Source organism: Pseudomonas sp. dw_358 (assembly GCF_018449655.1).
Classification (GTDB): Bacteria; Pseudomonadota; Gammaproteobacteria; order Pseudomonadales; family Pseudomonadaceae; genus Aquipseudomonas.
Map to the genome: position 1 here is coordinate 197,292 of NZ_JAAVUX010000002.1, position 16,040 is coordinate 213,331.

11 protein-coding genes are annotated in these 16,040 nt (G+C 61.5%); all 11 read right to left on the minus strand.

Annotated elements, in window-relative coordinates; all coding sequences use genetic code 11:
- Window positions 1-92 precede the first annotated feature (92 nt).
- Entirely contained in the window at window positions 93-1,019 is a 927-nt protein-coding gene (locus tag HB675_RS04425; RefSeq protein WP_213876059.1) for a ketoacyl-ACP synthase III, read from the minus strand.
- Window positions 1,020-1,337: 318 nt separating this feature from the next.
- Window positions 1,338-2,912, minus strand: a complete 1,575-nt coding sequence (locus HB675_RS04430; RefSeq protein WP_213876060.1) for a flagellar hook-associated protein 3 — start codon at window positions 2,910-2,912, stop codon at window positions 1,338-1,340.
- A gap of 13 nt (window positions 2,913-2,925) precedes the next feature.
- Window positions 2,926-4,971 carry a flagellar hook-associated protein FlgK gene (flgK, locus tag HB675_RS04435; RefSeq protein WP_213876062.1) on the minus strand — a complete coding sequence of 682 codons (2,046 nt, stop codon included), beginning with the start codon at window positions 4,969-4,971 and terminating at the stop codon, window positions 2,926-2,928.
- A 10-nt stretch (window positions 4,972-4,981) separates the two neighbouring features.
- Entirely contained in the window at window positions 4,982-6,304 is a 1,323-nt protein-coding gene (flgJ, locus tag HB675_RS04440; protein ID WP_213876064.1) for a flagellar assembly peptidoglycan hydrolase FlgJ, read from the minus strand.
- Between the two features lie 11 nt (window positions 6,305-6,315).
- Window positions 6,316-7,422, minus strand: a complete 1,107-nt coding sequence (locus tag HB675_RS04445) for a flagellar basal body P-ring protein FlgI (RefSeq protein WP_213876065.1) — start codon at window positions 7,420-7,422, stop codon at window positions 6,316-6,318.
- A 24-nt stretch (window positions 7,423-7,446) separates the two neighbouring features.
- Window positions 7,447-8,142, minus strand: coding sequence for a flagellar basal body L-ring protein FlgH (gene flgH / locus HB675_RS04450; protein ID WP_213876067.1), 696 nt, complete (start codon window positions 8,140-8,142; stop codon window positions 7,447-7,449).
- 73 nt (window positions 8,143-8,215) lie between these two features.
- The gene (gene flgG / locus HB675_RS04455) at window positions 8,216-9,001 is read right to left on the minus strand and encodes a flagellar basal-body rod protein FlgG (protein ID WP_213876069.1); all 786 of its coding nucleotides are present in this window, start codon (window positions 8,999-9,001) and stop codon (window positions 8,216-8,218) included.
- A 51-nt stretch (window positions 9,002-9,052) separates the two neighbouring features.
- Complete coding sequence (locus HB675_RS04460) at window positions 9,053-9,793, minus strand: flagellar basal body rod protein FlgF (protein ID WP_213876071.1); 741 nt, start codon at window positions 9,791-9,793, stop codon at window positions 9,053-9,055.
- A gap of 331 nt (window positions 9,794-10,124) precedes the next feature.
- Window positions 10,125-13,580, minus strand: a complete 3,456-nt coding sequence (locus HB675_RS04465; protein WP_213876073.1) for a glycosyltransferase — start codon at window positions 13,578-13,580, stop codon at window positions 10,125-10,127.
- Complete coding sequence (locus HB675_RS04470; protein ID WP_213876075.1) at window positions 13,577-14,746, minus strand: aromatic ring-hydroxylating dioxygenase subunit alpha; 1,170 nt, start codon at window positions 14,744-14,746, stop codon at window positions 13,577-13,579. Before HB675_RS04470 ends, HB675_RS04465 begins: the two co-directional genes overlap by 4 nt.
- A gap of 49 nt (window positions 14,747-14,795) precedes the next feature.
- Entirely contained in the window at window positions 14,796-16,031 is a 1,236-nt protein-coding gene (locus tag HB675_RS04475) for an FkbM family methyltransferase (RefSeq protein WP_218626419.1), read from the minus strand.
- Window positions 16,032-16,040: the final 9 nt, after the last annotated feature.

Here is a 16,040-nt window from a genome sequence, read left to right on the forward strand (position 1 = left end):
CCTGCACGACCCCTGCAGAACCGAGCTTGCTCGGGAATGTCGGGGCATAAAAAAACCCGGCACATGGCCGGGTTTTCAATAACGGGGTTGTATCAATCACGCTGCAATATCGCCGAACCCCAGGACAGGCCCACGCCGAAACCGCTGATCGCCACGCGTTTCCAGCTGGCATCGAACATGTGTTTTTCCAGCAGCAACGGAATACTGGACGACACGGTGTTGCCGGTCTCGACCATGTCCTTGATGAATTTCTCCGGGTGCTCTTCAAAGCGACGCGCGACAGCATCCACAATCGCCGCGCTGCCTTGGTGAATGCAATAGGCGTCGATGTCGTCGCTGCTCAGGCCGGACTCGTCGAGCAGCTGATGCAAGTGGGCGGGCACTTTCAGCGAGGCAAAATTGAATACCTGACGCCCGTTCATGAAGAACACGCCGTTGGTCACTTTCAAGTGCGGCGCACCGGAGCCGTCGGTGCCGAACCTGGCCTTGCCCAGTTGCCACTCGGCGCCCTCGCCCATCCAGGTCACCGTGGCGGCGTCGCCGAACAGCATGGTGGTGTTGCGATCTTCCGGGTCGACGATCTTCGAGTAAGGGTCGGCGGTGACCAGCAGGCCGTTTTTCAGACCGGCGGCTTCCATGAAGCCCTTCATTGCATAGATGCCGTAGACGTAGCCCGAGCAGCCCAGGGAGATGTCGAAGGCCGCGACGTGGGTCGGCAGGCCGAGCTTATCCTGGACGATGGCCGCGGTATGGGGCAGGCCTTCTTCGTCGCCGTTCTGGGTCACCACGATCAGCGCGTCAATGGAGGCGCGGTCCAGCTGCGGATTGCTGGCGAACAACGCGTTGACAGCCTCGACACACAGGTCAGAGGTTTCCTGATCGGCGTCTTTACGCGGCAGGAATGCCGAGCCGATCTTGCCGAGGATGAAATCCTCGTCCTTGGCGAATTTCGCACCCTGCACGTAGTTGTCCACGCCAGCCGCGGGCACATAGCTCGCGATGCTTTTTATGCCAATCATTGGTGGCTTCCCAAAACAGAAGTATACAAATTCGGATTTTGCGCCGCAGGACGCCGGGGTAAAAACCCCTCTGCGCGATTGGGCGGCTAACACAATACAGTGAAGATGCGCGTTTCGACCGGCGGGTCACAGCATTTTGTGACAATGTCATGCGCGGAAGGAAGGGGCTTACACGACTTTTACCCTTGAGCGGATGGCCTCATCGCGGGCAAGCCCTGCTTCCACAGGTTCAACCTCCCTGTCGAGGTCATCTTGTGGGAGCAGGGCTTGCCCGCGATGAAGGCGACGCGATCTTTCAGAAAAACCGCGTAAAAGTCCTTAAATCTTGTTGAACAAGCTCAGCTGCGAAATCTTCGCAAACGCCAGCTGCGAGGCCTGCAGCATGGTCTGTTGCAAGCTCAAGGTCACCGAGGCACTGGCCATGTCCGTATCGGCAATCGCCGATTGGGTGCTCTTGTTGGCCAGCGCCAGGCTCGTGTTCTCGGTGGACTGGATGTCCAGGGCGTTGCCCCGGGCACCGATCAGCCCGCGCGTGGTGTCGATCAGCACACTGGCGCTGGCCAGGTTGTTGATGGCCGAGCTGACAGCGTTTTTCAGCGTCAGCTTGGAGGCCGCGTCGGAACCGGACGGCACCTGCAATGCAGTCTTCAGCTGGTTGATGGTGTCCAGCACGTTCTGGGTCTTGTGGCTGTCCGACGAGATCGTGAACTGATCCCCCGTGGCCGGCGTACCGCTGACGTTGAAGGTCACCCCGGCGGCCGTGATCGACGTGCCGGTCATGGTGCCGGTGGCCACCGCCTTGCTGCTGGTGCTGTAAGGCTGTGAATACACCGCGTACTGGGTCGGGCTGGTGAATTTGATGACCGCGCCCTGGGTCGGGAAGCTGCTGTTGTAGGCCGTGGTGTCGGTCACCGAGGCCGTGGCTATCTGCGCCGTCGAGGTGTTGGCCGGGTTGCGGCTGGCGGTAATGGTGTCTGGCGTGCTGCCCAGCGTAAACGTATGCCCGGCCAGCACCGAATCGGCACTGACAGACGAATCGGAGCTTTGCAGGTTGACGTTGATGGCGTACTGCACCCCGCGCAGGGTGAAGTTGGTGCCATCGGTGCTGTTGGGGTCGTAGGTGCCGTTGCCGCTGGTCTCTGACGTCACGTCGTTGCCCGAAGCATCCGTCAGCGTGTACTGAGTGCTGCTGGTGAAATTCAGGGTGTAGGGCTGGCCACTGACGTAGCTGTTGGTGTAGTCGGCCTTGGAGGTCATGTTCCCGGCGGACACCTGAATGCGCCCGTCGTCCGTGGTGGGGGACGTCAGCGTGGTGGTGGTGCGGCTGGTGTTCACGGCCTGATCGAAGGCGGCGAACCCGCTGTCGTTAGTGGCCACTTGCAGAGTATCGGACACCTGCAGGCTCAACTGGGTCTGGTCACCTTGATAGGTGTAGCTGCCGTCGCTGTTCTGCACATAGGGCGCAGTGCCGGTCTGGGAGCCGGAAAACATGTAGTTGCCGTTGGTGTCCTTGGAGTTCATCAAGCCGAACACGGTGTTCTGGATCTGCCCCAGTTCACTGGCGATGGAACCCTTGTCCTCGTCGCTCAAGCCGCCGTTACCCGCCTGCACGGCCAGTTCCTGGGCTTTCTGCAAGGCCGTGTTGATGCTGTCGAGCACGCTTTCGGCCTGGTTGCCGGCGTTGGTCACGGCCGTGATATTGGTGCTGTACTGGGTCAGCATCGAGTTCTGTTGCTGCAACTGCAGCAATTTCGACGCGCCGACCGGGTCATCGGACGCCGTGGTGATGCGGCTGCCGGAGCTGATCTGCTCCTGGGTCTTGGCCGTGTCCGAGAACGCTTTCGAATAGTTGGTTGCGCTGGTTTCGAAATACTGAGAAGTGGAAATACGCATGTTTCAGTACTCCTTAGAGTGCGTTGAGCAACGTAGTGAAAATGTCTTGCGCGGTCTTGATGATCTGCGAAGACGCCGTGTAGTACTGCTGGAACTTGACCAGGTTGGCCGCTTCGTCATCCAGGTTGACCCCGGACACCGAATCCCGGTTGGCCTTGGCCTGGGTCAGTACCGCTGTGGTCGCGGTAGTGTCCACCGTGGCCTGGCTGGCCTTGGAGCCGACGTCTGCCACCAGGTTGGCGTAGGACGTGGACAAGCTGACCCCGGCATTGCCCGCCGTGACGCCCACGGTGGACTTGGTTTGCAAGGTCAGCAGCGCGGCAGCGTTGCGGTTGTCCGAGGCGCCGGCACTGTTGAAGTTGACGCTGTAGCTGTCGCCGCTGGCCGCAGAGCCCGAGACCGTGGCCTGGAAGCTGAAGGTCTTCTGGGTGCCGCTGGCATCGTTGATCGGGTTGCCGCTGGCATCCACCATCGGCACGGTGATGCCGACGTTGTTGGACTGGCCAGGCACCACGGTGCCGGTGCCAATGCTGGTGCCCTGGGCGTTGTATACCGTGTAGGCCTGGCTGCCGCTGCTGACGGCACCGAACACCAGCTTGACCGGAGTCGAGTTCTGGATGCCGGTCTGCAGGTCCGACTGGCCGGTGCTGTCGTAGATGTCCACCGTGTCGTTCAGGGTCGGCTGGGTGATGCTGCTGGTTCCGGTATTGCCCGAGGCTGCCGTGGCGGCCAATGGCGCAGCAAACGCCAGCTTGTTGCTGTCCGTGAGGGCGGTGGTGATGTCCGAGGCGCCGTTGCGGGTCGGTGTGATCTTGAAGCTGTCGCCCGCCGCCGGCGAGGTGCCGTTCAACGCCAAGGTAAAGCCGTCGATCACCGGCGCCGGCGTGGTGCTCAGGTCATAGCTGCCCATCGCCGTGCCGTCGGAACGGGTCACGCTGTAGGCCGTGGCGCTGGTGAACTTGACGCTGTAATCATTGGTGGTCAGCTTGCTGGTATCGCTGATGGCCACGTCGAGGTTGCCGGAGCCCGCGCTGTTGGCGCTCGAGGCGATACTGCGGTTGGCCTCGGCGGTGGCGCTGTTGATGCTGGAAAACATCGTCGAGCCGAATTGGCCGTTGAGGTCCACGCCCTGTGCCAACTGAGTATTGACGGTGTCCGACACGGCCATGGCCGTACGGCCCAGCTGATTCATCGCCGGGGTCAGCACGTCAGTGCGATAGCGCAGCAAGCCACCGATGGTGCCGCCGGTAGTCACCGAGGTGACATCGGAAGTGAAGCCTTGGTAATTGACGGTCAAGGCGTACTGGGATTTGTCAGTGGTGCTCGGCGCCGCCGTCAAGGTATTGGCTGTAGTACCGTTGACCAGCGACTGACCCGAACCCAGGTACACATCGTAGTTGTCACCACGCTGTTGCACGGTCACGCCTACCAGCTCGTTGAGCGAGCGCACGGCTTCGTTGCGCGCATCGAGCAAGCTGTTGGGGCTGGTGCCGCTGGAAGACAGCGCACTGATCTGCTTGTTGTAGTCGGCAATCGACTGCGACAGCTTGTTGACCTGCCCCGCCACGGTAGTCAGCTGCGAGTTGATGCTGTCGTTCTGCTGGGTCAGTTGGCTGGAAATCGAGTTGAAGCGGTTGCTCAAGGTCGCCGCCGAGGTCAGCAACGCCTGGCGCGCCGAGGTGTCGGTGGGGCTGGCCGAGGACGTCTGCACAGCAGAAAAAAAGCTGGTCAGCACGGCGCTGATGCCGGTGGTGCTGTCGGACAGCAGCGTGTCGGTGGATGTTGCCTGTGTGCTGTAGGCCGTCGCGTCTGCTGCCAGCGCGGTGCTGGTCTGCAGTTGCGTGTCCATGTACGAGTTGTAGATGCGACGCACGTCGGAAATGGTCGTACCGGTGCCCAGGTAACCCACGCCAATGTTCTGCAGGGCGCTGGACGTGGTGTCCACCGACTCCCGCGAGTAACCGGCGGTGGAGACGTTGGTGATGTTGTTACCGGTGGTGGACAGCGCCGCCTGGCTGGCGGCGAGGCCGGAAAGACCGATGGAGATCAGATTCGACATGCTTCAAACCTTACAAGTTTGTGGTACTGCTACTGGTGCTGGCGTAGCTCTGAGCAGCCTGCATCTGTTTGGCGATCGACGAAATTTTGCTGGCGTAATTCGGGTCGGTGGCATAACCGGCCTTCTGCAATTCTTTTACAAACTGTTCAGGGTTATCGGCCGCTTTCACCACATCTTGATAGCGATCATTGTTCTGCAAGGTGCTGACCAGGTCGTGGAAGCTGTCGGCATAGGAATCGTACGAACGGAAGTTCGCGGTTTCCTTGACCATCTGCCCGTTACGGAACTCACTGGTAATCGCCTTGGCCTGGTCACCCTGCCAACTGCTGCTGGCCTTGATGCCGAACAGGTTGTGGCTGCTGCCGCCGGCATTGGACCGCATGACCGATTTGCCCCAGCCGGTTTCCAGTGCGGCCTGGGCCACGAGGATCTTCGGGTCGACGCCAATGCGCGCGGCGGCCTCTTTGGCCATCGGCATCATGGTGGCGACGAATTCATCGTGTGAAGCAAACGCGGTTTTCGACGGCGCATAAGGAATCTGTGCAACGGTTGCAGTGGTAGCGATCGTGTCATCGTCGCCCAGCGTAGTCCGGTCCGCCGCGCTCATGGCGTGGGTCTGGAACGTCGAATCATCGTCGCCGTCGTCGGTGGCCGAGGCGACCAGCGCCGTCACGGCGGCCGTGTCGGTGCGGGTGGCAGTGGTCGCCGTGCTGGCGGTCGTGGCGGCCGCGATGGACGCTACCGGACGACTGCCCGGCACGATGCCTGCCAGCAAACGATCGGACAGCTTGCTTGGCAGCGACAGGCGACGCGCGTTGAGCGCCGCCACATCGTTGCGGACCACGCCGGTGTTGCTGGCGTTGCCGGCAAAGGTCAGCTTCTTGTTGGCCGTGCTCGCCAGGCTGTTGACCAGCTTGCCGCTGGCGGTGGTCGTGGCGGTGCCGGTGGTGTTCAGGGACGTGTTCACCTGGGCAAACGGATTGCCGCCCGGGCGCGTGGTGTTCTTGTTCTTGGACAGCTGACGCATCAGTACGTCCTGCAGGCCGATGCCGCCGCCACGGGACAGGTTCACCGCCAGCTGCTGGTCGTACATCGACTGATACTGCTTGGCTTCTTCAGTGTTGAGCGGGTTGTCCTTGGCCAGCACATCGTTGGCCGAGCGCATGGACTTCAACATTTCGCCCATGAACAGCGATTCAAACTCCGAGGCCACCTTGCGCAGGTTGGCATCGCTGTTCTTGTCACCCGTTTTCAGGGCAGCCAGCCGATTCAGGTCGGTGTAGGCACCCGAGTCCTGGCTGGTGGTGGTCGACATCCCGCTCTTCATTTCCATCGTCAGCTACCTCAAATCACGATCAGGTCGGCCTGCAAGGCGCCGGCCTGTTTCAACGCTTCGAGAATGGCCATCAGGTCTCCCGGTGCTGCGCCAACCTGGTTGACTGCACGGACAATCTCGTCAAGCGTCGTGCCCGGACCAAACTTGAACATCGGCTTGGCTTCCTGGGTGGCACTGATCTTGGAACGAGGGACCACCGCGGTCTGACCACCGGACAAGGCACCTGGCTGGCTGACGATCGGGTCTTCGGTAATGGTTACCGTGAGACTGCCGTGGGTCACTGCTGCCGGCGAAACCTTGACGTTCTGGCCGATCACGATGGTGCCTGTCCGAGAGTTGATAATGACCTTGGCAACGGCTTGGCCAGGGTCTACCTCAAGGTTCTCGAGCACTGACAGGTAATCTACCCGCTGGTTCGGATCGATCGGCGCGGTCACTCGTACCGAGCCGCCGTCAATGGCTTGTGCAACTCCCGGGCCAAGCAGCTCGTTGATCTTGTCGCAAATGTTCTTGGCAGTGGTGAAGTCAGCACGGTTGAGGTTCAGCGTCAGGCTATCGCCCTGGTTGAAACCGCTCGGCACAGTCCGCTCGACGCTGGCGCCGCCAGGAATACGGCCGGCCGACGGAACGTTGACGGTGATCTTCGAGCCGTCGCGCCCTTCGGCGTCAAAACCGCCCACCACCAGGTTGCCCTGGGCGATGGCGTAGACGTTGCCGTCAATACCCTTGAGCGGGGTCATCAACAGGCTGCCGCCGCGCAGGCTTTTCGAGTTACCGATGGACGACACGGTAATGTCGATCTGCTGACCCGGCTTGGCGAATGCCGGCAGGTCGGCATGGACGGACACAGCGGCAACGTTTTTCAGCTGCACGTTGCCGCCGACCGGCACTTTTATGCCGAACTGGGCGAGCATGTTGTTGAAGGTCTGCAAGGTAAACGGGGTCTGGGTGGTCTGGTCACCCGTACCGCTGAGCCCCACCACCAGGCCGTAGCCGATCAGTTGGTTGGTGCGCACGCCTGAAATACTGGCGATGTCCTTGAGCCGTTCGGCCTGCGCTCCCAGCGCAGTGGTCAGCAGGAACACAGCAGCAATCAGGTGTTTGAACTTGAGCATGTTGGCGCGCACTCACTAAGAAGATCAGAAAGGAAAATACGGACTGCCAAAGAAACGATCCAACCAACCCGGCTGACTGGCCTCGGCAAACGAACCGGTGCCCGAGTACGTGATTCGCGCATCGGCCACTCGGGTCGACGACACGGTATTGTCGGTTGCTATGTCATCTGCACGAATCAGGCCAGCAATGCGCACCACTTCCTGACCGGTATTGAGCGTCAGCCATTTCTCGCCACGCACCGCAACAATTCCGTTGGGCAGCACGTCGGCCACGGTCACAGTGATCGAGCCGGTGAGGCTGTTGCCCTGGTCGGCCTTGGCCGTACCGTTGGTGGTCCGGGTGCCGGTGTAGCCGGCGTTGAGCCCCAGGTCAGCGCCGCCCAACGGGTTGTTGGTGGTGGCGCTGGTGCCGAACAGCGAGGTCAGACCAATGGAGTTGGTGCTGGCCTTGCCGACCTTGGAGTCGGCGCTTTTGCTCGCCGAAGTCTTCTCTGCCAGGGTCACGGTGATGATGTCACCGATCCGAAACGCTTTGCGGTCGCTGTACAGGCCTTGTTCGAAACCGGCCTGGTAGATCGAGCCGTTGTTCGAGGCGGCAGGCAGCGGCGTGCGCGGCAACACCGGAGAGAAATAGGCGTCATTGGCCTTGGGCGGTGGGGCGATGCAACCGGCCAGCAAAGCAAAAGCACTCAGGGCAAGCACATTCAAGACACGACTCATGACACAAACCTCTCGGTGTAACCGGGCAGCGAACAGAAGGTGGAAAAGAGCGTTTAACCGTGAACGTTCAGGCTTACAGGTTCTGCGTCAGGTTCTGCAGCATCTGATCGGCGGTGGAGATCACTTTGGAGTTCATCTCGTAGGCACGCTGGGTGGTGATCATGTTCACCAGCTCGTTGACGGTGCTGACGTTGGAGTTCTCCAGGGTGTTCTGCTGGATGGTGCCCAGGCCGGTCAGGCCCGGGGTACCGACCTGCGGAGCACCCGACGAAGCGGTTTCCAGGAACAGGTTGCTGCCCACGGCTTGCAAGCCGCCCGGGTTGATGAAGTCGGCGGTCTGGATGTTGCCGATCACCTGCGAGGTGGCGCTGGCAGCAGTGGTGATCGAGACGGTGCCGTCGGTGCCCACGGTGAAGGACTGGGCGTCGGTCGGTACCACGATGGCCGGCTGCAGGGCGTTGCCGTTGGCGGTCACGATCTGGCCGTTGTTATCCAGGTGGAACGTGCCGTCACGGGTGTAGGCCGTGGTGCCGTCCGGTTGCAGCACCTGGAAGAAACCGTGGCCGTTGACGGCCATGTCCAGCGGCTGGTCGGTGGTCTGCAGGCTGCCGGCGGTGAAGTTCTTCTGGGTGCCGACGATGCGCACACCGGTACCCAGCTGCAGGCCGGACGGCAGGGTGCTGTCCTGAGTGGACTGGGCACCAGGCTGACGTTTGATCTGGTACAGCAGGTCCTGGAATTCGGCACGGTCGCTTTTGAAACCGGTGGTCGAGGAGTTGGCCAGGTTGTTGGAAATGGTGGTCAGGTTCATGTCCTGAGCCTGCAGACCGGTCTTGGCAACGTAGAGTGCTGGAATCATTTGCGGTATCTCCAAATACGCCGGGTGGGCGGCGCGTCACAAGGGGGTTGATTAGCTGTTCTGCAAGACGCGCGAGACCGACTCGTCGTCTTCTTTGGCCGTCGTCATCATCTTGATGTGCAATTCGAACTGCTTGGACAGGGTCATCACTGCCGTCATTTCTTCCACAGCGTTTACGTTGCTGGCTTCCAGAAAACCGGACTCGACCTTGACGTTGGCATCGAAAGGCGCCGCCTGGCCGCTGGTGGTGTGGATCAGGCCGTCGGTGCCTTTGGTCAGGCTGCCGACCGGCGGGTTGACCAGCTTGATGCGGTCTACCTGGGCCACGGCGTTCGGGGTCTCGCCCATGCCGCGGATGCTGATGGTGCCGTCGGAACCGACATCGATCTTCTCGTCAGGCGGAATGGCAATCGGCCCGGAGTTGCCCATGATCGGCAAACCGTTGCCGGCGCGCAGAATGCCCTGTGCATCGATGTTCATGGCGGCGGTGCGCACGTAGGCTTCGCTGCCGTCAGGGGCCTGCACGGCAATGAAACCGTCGCCGCCGACGGCGACATCGAGGTCGCGGCCCGTTGCTTGCAAGGCACCGGCACTGAAGTCAGTGGCAGGACGCTCGCTCATGGCATAGGCGCGAGAGGCGAAGGTATCGCCGAACACCGGCATCGACCGCGCCTGCTCCAGGTCACGCTGAAAGCCGGTGGTGCTGACGTTGGCCATGTTGTTGGCGTGGGCCTGTTGAGCCAGGGTGTTCTGGCTCGCACCGCTCATTGCCACATAAAGCATCTTGTCCACAGTGATCCTCCGCTGACGGGCGTTTGCCGCCTGATCTGTACTGATTAGACATAGAGCAATTAGTGGGCCAAGTTTGAAAACGTGGCTACAGCCCTTGTATCTCGGGGGTTACAGAGAAATACAAAGCGGCCGTCAAAAGAGGAGCGCCGAGAATGTGGCGCGGGGTGGCCGGTAGCGGCAAGGGGGCATGGCCGGTTGCGGCAACGAAGGCGCTGCGCCCTGCAGGACCGAGCTTGCTCGGGAACCCGGCACCGCGATTCGGCAGGGGTTCGGTAGCGATCCTTTTCCCGAGCAAGCTCGGTCCTGAAGCGGGGGCATATCCTGTTGGGGTTTAGCCCAACCAGGCCGCTTTCCAATCTGCCAGGCCCCGCTCATCGAGCATCCAGTCCCGGCGGATCACCGCCTGCAACTCATCCCCCAGCCGCGCCGTGCCATCCAGGTCGGCCAGGTGCGCGCGGATCGCCTCCAACCAGTCCTTGAAGCGGTTGCGCACCCGCGTTACCGGTAGCCCGCGATAAGGTGCGATGTCGCTGCACACCACGGGATAGCCACAAATGCCGTACTCCAGCAGGCGCAGGTTGCTCTTGCACTCGTTGAACAGGTTCTGCTCCAGCGGTGCCAAGGCCAGGTCGAGGTTCAGTGCTGCCAGCGCGGCCGGGTAATCGGCCAGATCCACACCGGGGTGGAACGAGGTGGCGAACGGGCGCAGCACCTCGGGCACGCCGCCCATGAACACCCACGTCACCTCCCCCGCCAGCGCCTTGACCAGGTCCAGCACCAGGCCCAGGTCGCCCTCGTGGCCAAAGCCCCCTGCCCAGCCCACCCGTGGCTTGGGGCCAGCACGGCGCTGGCTGGCCGGCAATTGCCCCCAGGCGGCAGGATCGAGCCGGTTGGGCACCACGCGGATGTCCGGGTGCATGCCCTTGAAGGCCTCTGCCAGCGGCTGAGTCGACACCACAAACCGGTCGACACATTCCAGCCCCCGGCGAATGGTGCGCAGCACGTCCTTGGGGAAGTTGCCGCGGTGCACACTCTTGAGCGGCAGGTTGGGCAGGTAATCGTCGAGCTCGTAGACCTTGAACGCACTGCTGAAGGCTTTCATTTTCTGCAGCAGGGGCAGCTGCCCCTCACTCACCGGGCGTTGCAGGATGATCGAGTCCGGCGTGTAACGGGCCAGGTCCGCTGGGTGCATCAAACCGCTGCAGAGCATGCCTTCGATCTGCCCGGCCGCCTTGAGCGCGTTGAAAGGCTGAATGATCCGATAATGCCCGGCGCCGAAGGGGTCGGCCGGGTGCCCCAGCACCACGGGCAGCGGGCGCCAGCCCAGCGGCCGCCAGTTGACCCGGGAATCCACCAGGTCGAAGCTGGTGGTTTCGTGCAGGGCGAAGTTCAGGTTGTAGGCCGGGTCCCGCGCCAGCAGCGGCAGCCAGCGTTCGTAGACGGCCTTTTGCGCAGCGTCTTCGTAGGGCTCCGGCGCCTGGCCTTGCAGCAGCACGGCGCGTGGGGTCCATACGGTGAGGTAACCCAGCGCGGCGATGCGCAGGCACAGGTCCAGATCGGCGCCCTGATCGGCGAAGGCCTCGCTGTCAAAGCCGCCGATCTCATCGAACACCGCCTTGCGCACCATCAGGCACAGGTCGGACACCGCGCTGTAATTTTGATCCGCTTGCAGGCGCCACAGGTAACCTGGGGCACTGCGCCCGGCACCGGCAAACGCCGTGGCCGCCACCCCGTTGAGGCCGAGGATCAACCCCGCATGGGTGATCGCCCCGTCGCCATCGACGGTCTTGGCGCCGACGATCGCCACCTCCTGGCGCAAGCCATGGTTGAGCATCTCGCCCAACCACGGTGATTGCTCGCACACCACCGTCGCCCGGAAGAACACCAGGTATTCACCCTGCCCCTGCTGTGCCCCCAGGTTCAGCGCCGCACTGTGGCTGACCGGCTGCTCCAGATGCAGCACCCGAATACGCTCGGGCGCCATTTTTTCCATGGCCTGCAGCCAGGCACGGCTGGCGGGCAACTGGCTGGCGTTGTCGACGATCAGCACTTCATAGCGCCCGTAACCGGTGTGCTCGAACAGGCTCATGACGCAACGCTGTACCGCCGCAAGATCGTCCTGCATCACCAGCACGATGGACACCAGCGGCTGCCAGCTGTGGCCATAGTCAATGTGATACAGCCCCGGCGACGGGCTTTTCAGCACCGCCGCTTCGTAGCCGCGCAGGCGCAGGTGGGATTCGATGGCCGCACGCTGCGCCGGGTTATCCTGCATGGCGGGCGCGGGGCTGATCATAAACGGCTCGTGAATATGGCCGAGACCGGCCATTCCGCCTTCATTGATCAAACGCAGAATCAGTTCGAATTCCAGCGCCTGGGCAAAGTTGGGATCAAAGCCCCCGGCCGCCACCACCACTTCCCGGCGAAACAGCCAATGGCGCTCCATCGCCAAGGGGAAGCTCAGGAGAAAATCGAGGTTGAAATCGGGGCGCATCCCGGCATCGAGATTGCCTTGGGCGTCGCGCCACAAGGTGTCGCCGTAAACGGCGCGGCAGTCCGGCCCCGGCAACAACTCCAGGCCCGCCACCGCCAGCCCGCCTGCGGTCAGCTCGTCCCCGGCCTGGACCAGCATGATCCAGGTGGCATCGCTGTAGCCGATCATCGGGTTGATGTGGTGGAGGTCGCGCAGCACCAGGGCCTGTAGCGCCGGGTAATGAGCACGCACGGCTTCGACACTGGCCAGTGTGCGCTTGAGGGCCGGGTTGTCGCCGGCCAGGTCGAGGATGATCAGCTCGATCACCGGTGCTGGGGCGTGCTGTTCCAGGTATTCGTTGATGAAGCCTTGCTGGGTGGGGCTGGGGATGCGGTAGGCGATCCAGCGTTCCAGCACTTCGGCGGCCTGGCGGCGCTGGTAGGCCGCCATGAGCAGAGCCATCAGGTCGACTTTCTCGACGGCGGTCGGGTTGGACAGGGGCGCGACGGACACCAGGCGAGGTTGTGGCGCGGGTTGGTACCAGCCCAGTTCGCGGATCGAGCGGCGAAAATCCTCATGCCCCTTGTCACCCACGCCAATCATCTCGCGGCCGGTCTGGCTGAACTGCACCGCCGAGACGCGGAAATAACTCAACGGCCGCTGCAAGAACGCCAAGTCGCCACCACGCAGCAGCTTGACGCAGAGAGCCAGGTCGCCCACCCAGAAAATCACGCAACCGTTGAGCGAGGTCAGGTCATGCTCGGTGTACACCAGCAGGTCTTCACGCCGGCACATGTAGCAGCTGGGCTCACCGACGATATTGAGGGTGTGGTCCACCAGAAACGACGTCAGCTCGGCGCCGTTGATAATCACATCGCCCGCGAATGGAAACGAGGTCTGCACAATGTCCGGCAAGGTATTGCCTTGCTCGTCGATGCGCGCCCGACGCGATGAGGCGACCGCTACCTTGGCGTCACTCTCCATCGCCCTGACCAACTCGCTGATGCAGTCGGGGTGGAGCATGTCGTCGTCATGGAGAAACTTGAGGTACTTGCCCTGCGCCTGCTGGATACAATCCACGGCGTTGGGGGTTTCGCCGCGCTGGAGCGGGTTGCGGTAGTAATGAATGACAAAAGGTGACTGCCCTTGCTGCGCCGCCACCGCCTCACTGACCTGCAAGGTAGGACAGTCGTCGCGCACGACAATTTCGATGTTGGGATAGGTCTGGGCGCAGGCACTGGCCAGGGCCTGGGCAAAGAAATCAGCCTTGTAGGCCGGTATGACGAGGCTGACCAGCGGCAGGGTCGAGGTCATTGTTCGGTGGTTCCTGTGAGGTGGTTCAGGTACCAGAGGCCCATCGCGGCGAGGGGGCCTTCCTGGGCGCCGAACAGACCGACGGAGTCGGCTGACTTCAATGCCTCCTGAAGTTGGGTCAACAAGAACGCATCCTCTTGGAGGACGCTCATCTCGGCGTGATGCATTCCCCACAGTAGCTGGGGCTGGAACGCGACTCCATCAGCCAACTGAGCCGTAAAAACCCACGAATGTACCTCGGTCCTGTCAGGTGACACAGGGCTGAACTGCTGCACAAAGAAGGTTTCACCCTGCAGCGAGCCAATATTGAGATTGGGAAACAAACGTAAATTAACGATAGCCCCGGTATCGGCACGATCAATCAACGGCGAAAACCAGCGCGGCTGATGGGGCATGGAACTACGGGTTATTTGCGAGATGTGAGGCAGGTCTGTATCGCCGAGACCCGAAACGACAGCCGGAAGATCAAGGTGATTTAAATCGCCTTCAGGTCCGAACCAACGAGAGTCTTCGATTCCCCGCGCAGCAAAGGCGCCCGAAGGTTCGTACTCGATCAACGGAGCAAAACTGGCTGGATGAATAAACTGGACGTGGTTTGGATCAATTACATTTTCGAAATTGAGCTTCCAGTTGAAGTTTTTTTCAAAATGCGTATACGAGACTTGGGGAGCTGCAGAGCGGGACATCACCTCCAGGATTTCCAAGGCAGCAACCGTATATTGCGCGGAAAGGTCGATGGGCTGCGCACTCAAGTTGACAAACACAAAAATTCCGACCGTCTGCACGGCAAAAGCCTGCAGACGAATCGCGTCTTTTTCGGCTTGGCACATTTCGTAAAGGGTGCCGTTGGGTACGCCCCGCAGCGCTCCCTGACCGTCATACCCCCAACCATGGTAAGGACAGATGGCCTTGCGCGTACCAAACGGCTCCGTCTGAATCGGCATGCCCCGATGCGCACAGGCATTGCGGAACGCCTTGATCTCGCCCTTGAAATTCTGCACCAGCACCGGCACCCCGTTCAGACGACGGGTGATGAAACTGTTGTCCTCGGTCAATTGGTGGGCAAATCCGGCAAACAGCCACAGCTGACCGAAGATTTTTTCCTGCTCCAGATCGAACCAGGACTGCTCGGTATAACAAGCAGGCGGCAAGACGGCTTTACGCATGACAGTCCCCAACGGGTCAGGGGATGGCGGCCGCCCTCCCCCGGTGGTTTCAATAGAAGTACAGGCAGGTGTCCCAGCGGTCTTCAGTGTGGTGGCGCAGGCCGATTTTATAGTCGCCGCGCAGGCTCTCGATCAGTCGGGGGATCTCCAGCAAATCGGACTGGCCGTGGTAAGCCGAAATGGCCAGTCTGGGTCGGGCTTCGGCGATATAGCGACTCGCCCCTTTCAACGCGCCCAGCTCTGCGCCTTCGATGTCCATCTTGATCAAGGTTGGCGCTTGATCGAGGATATCGTCCAGACGGCGTATCGCGACCGGGCGGCAGTTCTCCAGGCCCGTGGCAGCCGTGAGCAGATGCCCGTTATGGCCGCCTTCATGCAAGAACGGCATCTCGCCGTCTCCATCGGCGATGGCGTATTTCAACAACTCGATTTCACCCTTGGCGAGCACAGAAGGCTGCGAGCGATAGGTGTCGATGAACGTGGTCAGGGTCTTCTGATTGACTTCATCCGGCTCGATCAGCCAGATCTTCTCGAACACCCCGTCGGTGGCGTCCAGAAAGGCACTGGTGGATTCAGCAATGGACGCGCCGCAGTCGGCAAAGCGCTCGTTTTGCCCCAGCGTGAAAAGGCCCGATCGAAAATACAGCGATGAATAGGGTTTGCCGGCAGCCAGCGTCCATTCCAGATCCCCCGTCAGATGCGCCAGCAACACGCTGTAGAGGGTATAGCGCGAATACTCATCGTCCAGACGCTCGCTCAAGGCGGCAAAGGATTCCAGATGCTCGACAATGTAACCGCCCCAGTCAGCGACGCGAGCGTCGGTGCAAGGGTCGATGGCCAGCCAGCGCACCGACTGTTCATAGCTCAGCACCGGAACGCCGATGCGCAGGCACAATCGCTTGAAGTAACGCCGGCCAACATCGGTACGGCAACCGTGTATTGCCACGATCGGCTCGCGGCGGTTCAGGGCTTCAAAGTCCTGACTGGTGATAAAGGGGCAGCCGTAGAACGTCTCGCCGGTACCGGCCCTGAAGTCATCCACCACACCGACGATATGGACCCGTGATTGCGCTTGGCTGAAGAAGATATGCGCGAAAGGGCTGACACCGAGCACGACCACCTTGATCTGCGAGCCGGCAGCGTCCAGTCGCTCGCACGCGAGCGTGGGTACACAGAAGCGAGGATTGTCTCGATACGCGGCGGCGGCCTGCGCCAGGCGAACTTGCAGCTTGCGGTAATCCGCCGACGCCACGGCCTCGGTCGAGCTGTTGTAATTGAATTGCATGCTGCCTCC

Excerpts from the sequence above, each read along its gene's own strand:
- HB675_RS04445 (WP_213876065.1), bottom strand. The coding sequence starts at position 7,422 with ATGCTCAAGTTCAAACACCTGATTGCTGCTGTGTTCCTGCTGACCACT.
- HB675_RS04430 (WP_213876060.1), bottom strand. The coding sequence starts at position 2,912 with ATGCGTATTTCCACTTCTCAGTATTTCGAAACCAGCGCAACCAACTAT.
- flgH (WP_213876067.1), bottom strand. The coding sequence starts at position 8,142 with ATGAGTCGTGTCTTGAATGTGCTTGCCCTGAGTGCTTTTGCTTTGCTG.
- flgG (WP_213876069.1), bottom strand. The coding sequence starts at position 9,001 with ATGATTCCAGCACTCTACGTTGCCAAGACCGGTCTGCAGGCTCAGGAC.
- HB675_RS04425 (WP_213876059.1), bottom strand. The coding sequence starts at position 1,019 with ATGATTGGCATAAAAAGCATCGCGAGCTATGTGCCCGCGGCTGGCGTG.
- flgJ (WP_213876064.1), bottom strand. The coding sequence starts at position 6,304 with ATGGAAATGAAGAGCGGGATGTCGACCACCACCAGCCAGGACTCGGGT.
- HB675_RS04475 (WP_218626419.1), bottom strand. The coding sequence starts at position 16,031 with ATGCAATTCAATTACAACAGCTCGACCGAGGCCGTGGCGTCGGCGGAT.
- HB675_RS04470 (WP_213876075.1), bottom strand. The coding sequence starts at position 14,746 with ATGCGTAAAGCCGTCTTGCCGCCTGCTTGTTATACCGAGCAGTCCTGG.
- flgK (WP_213876062.1), bottom strand. The coding sequence starts at position 4,971 with ATGTCGAATCTGATCTCCATCGGTCTTTCCGGCCTCGCCGCCAGCCAG.
- HB675_RS04465 (WP_213876073.1), bottom strand. The coding sequence starts at position 13,580 with ATGACCTCGACCCTGCCGCTGGTCAGCCTCGTCATACCGGCCTACAAG.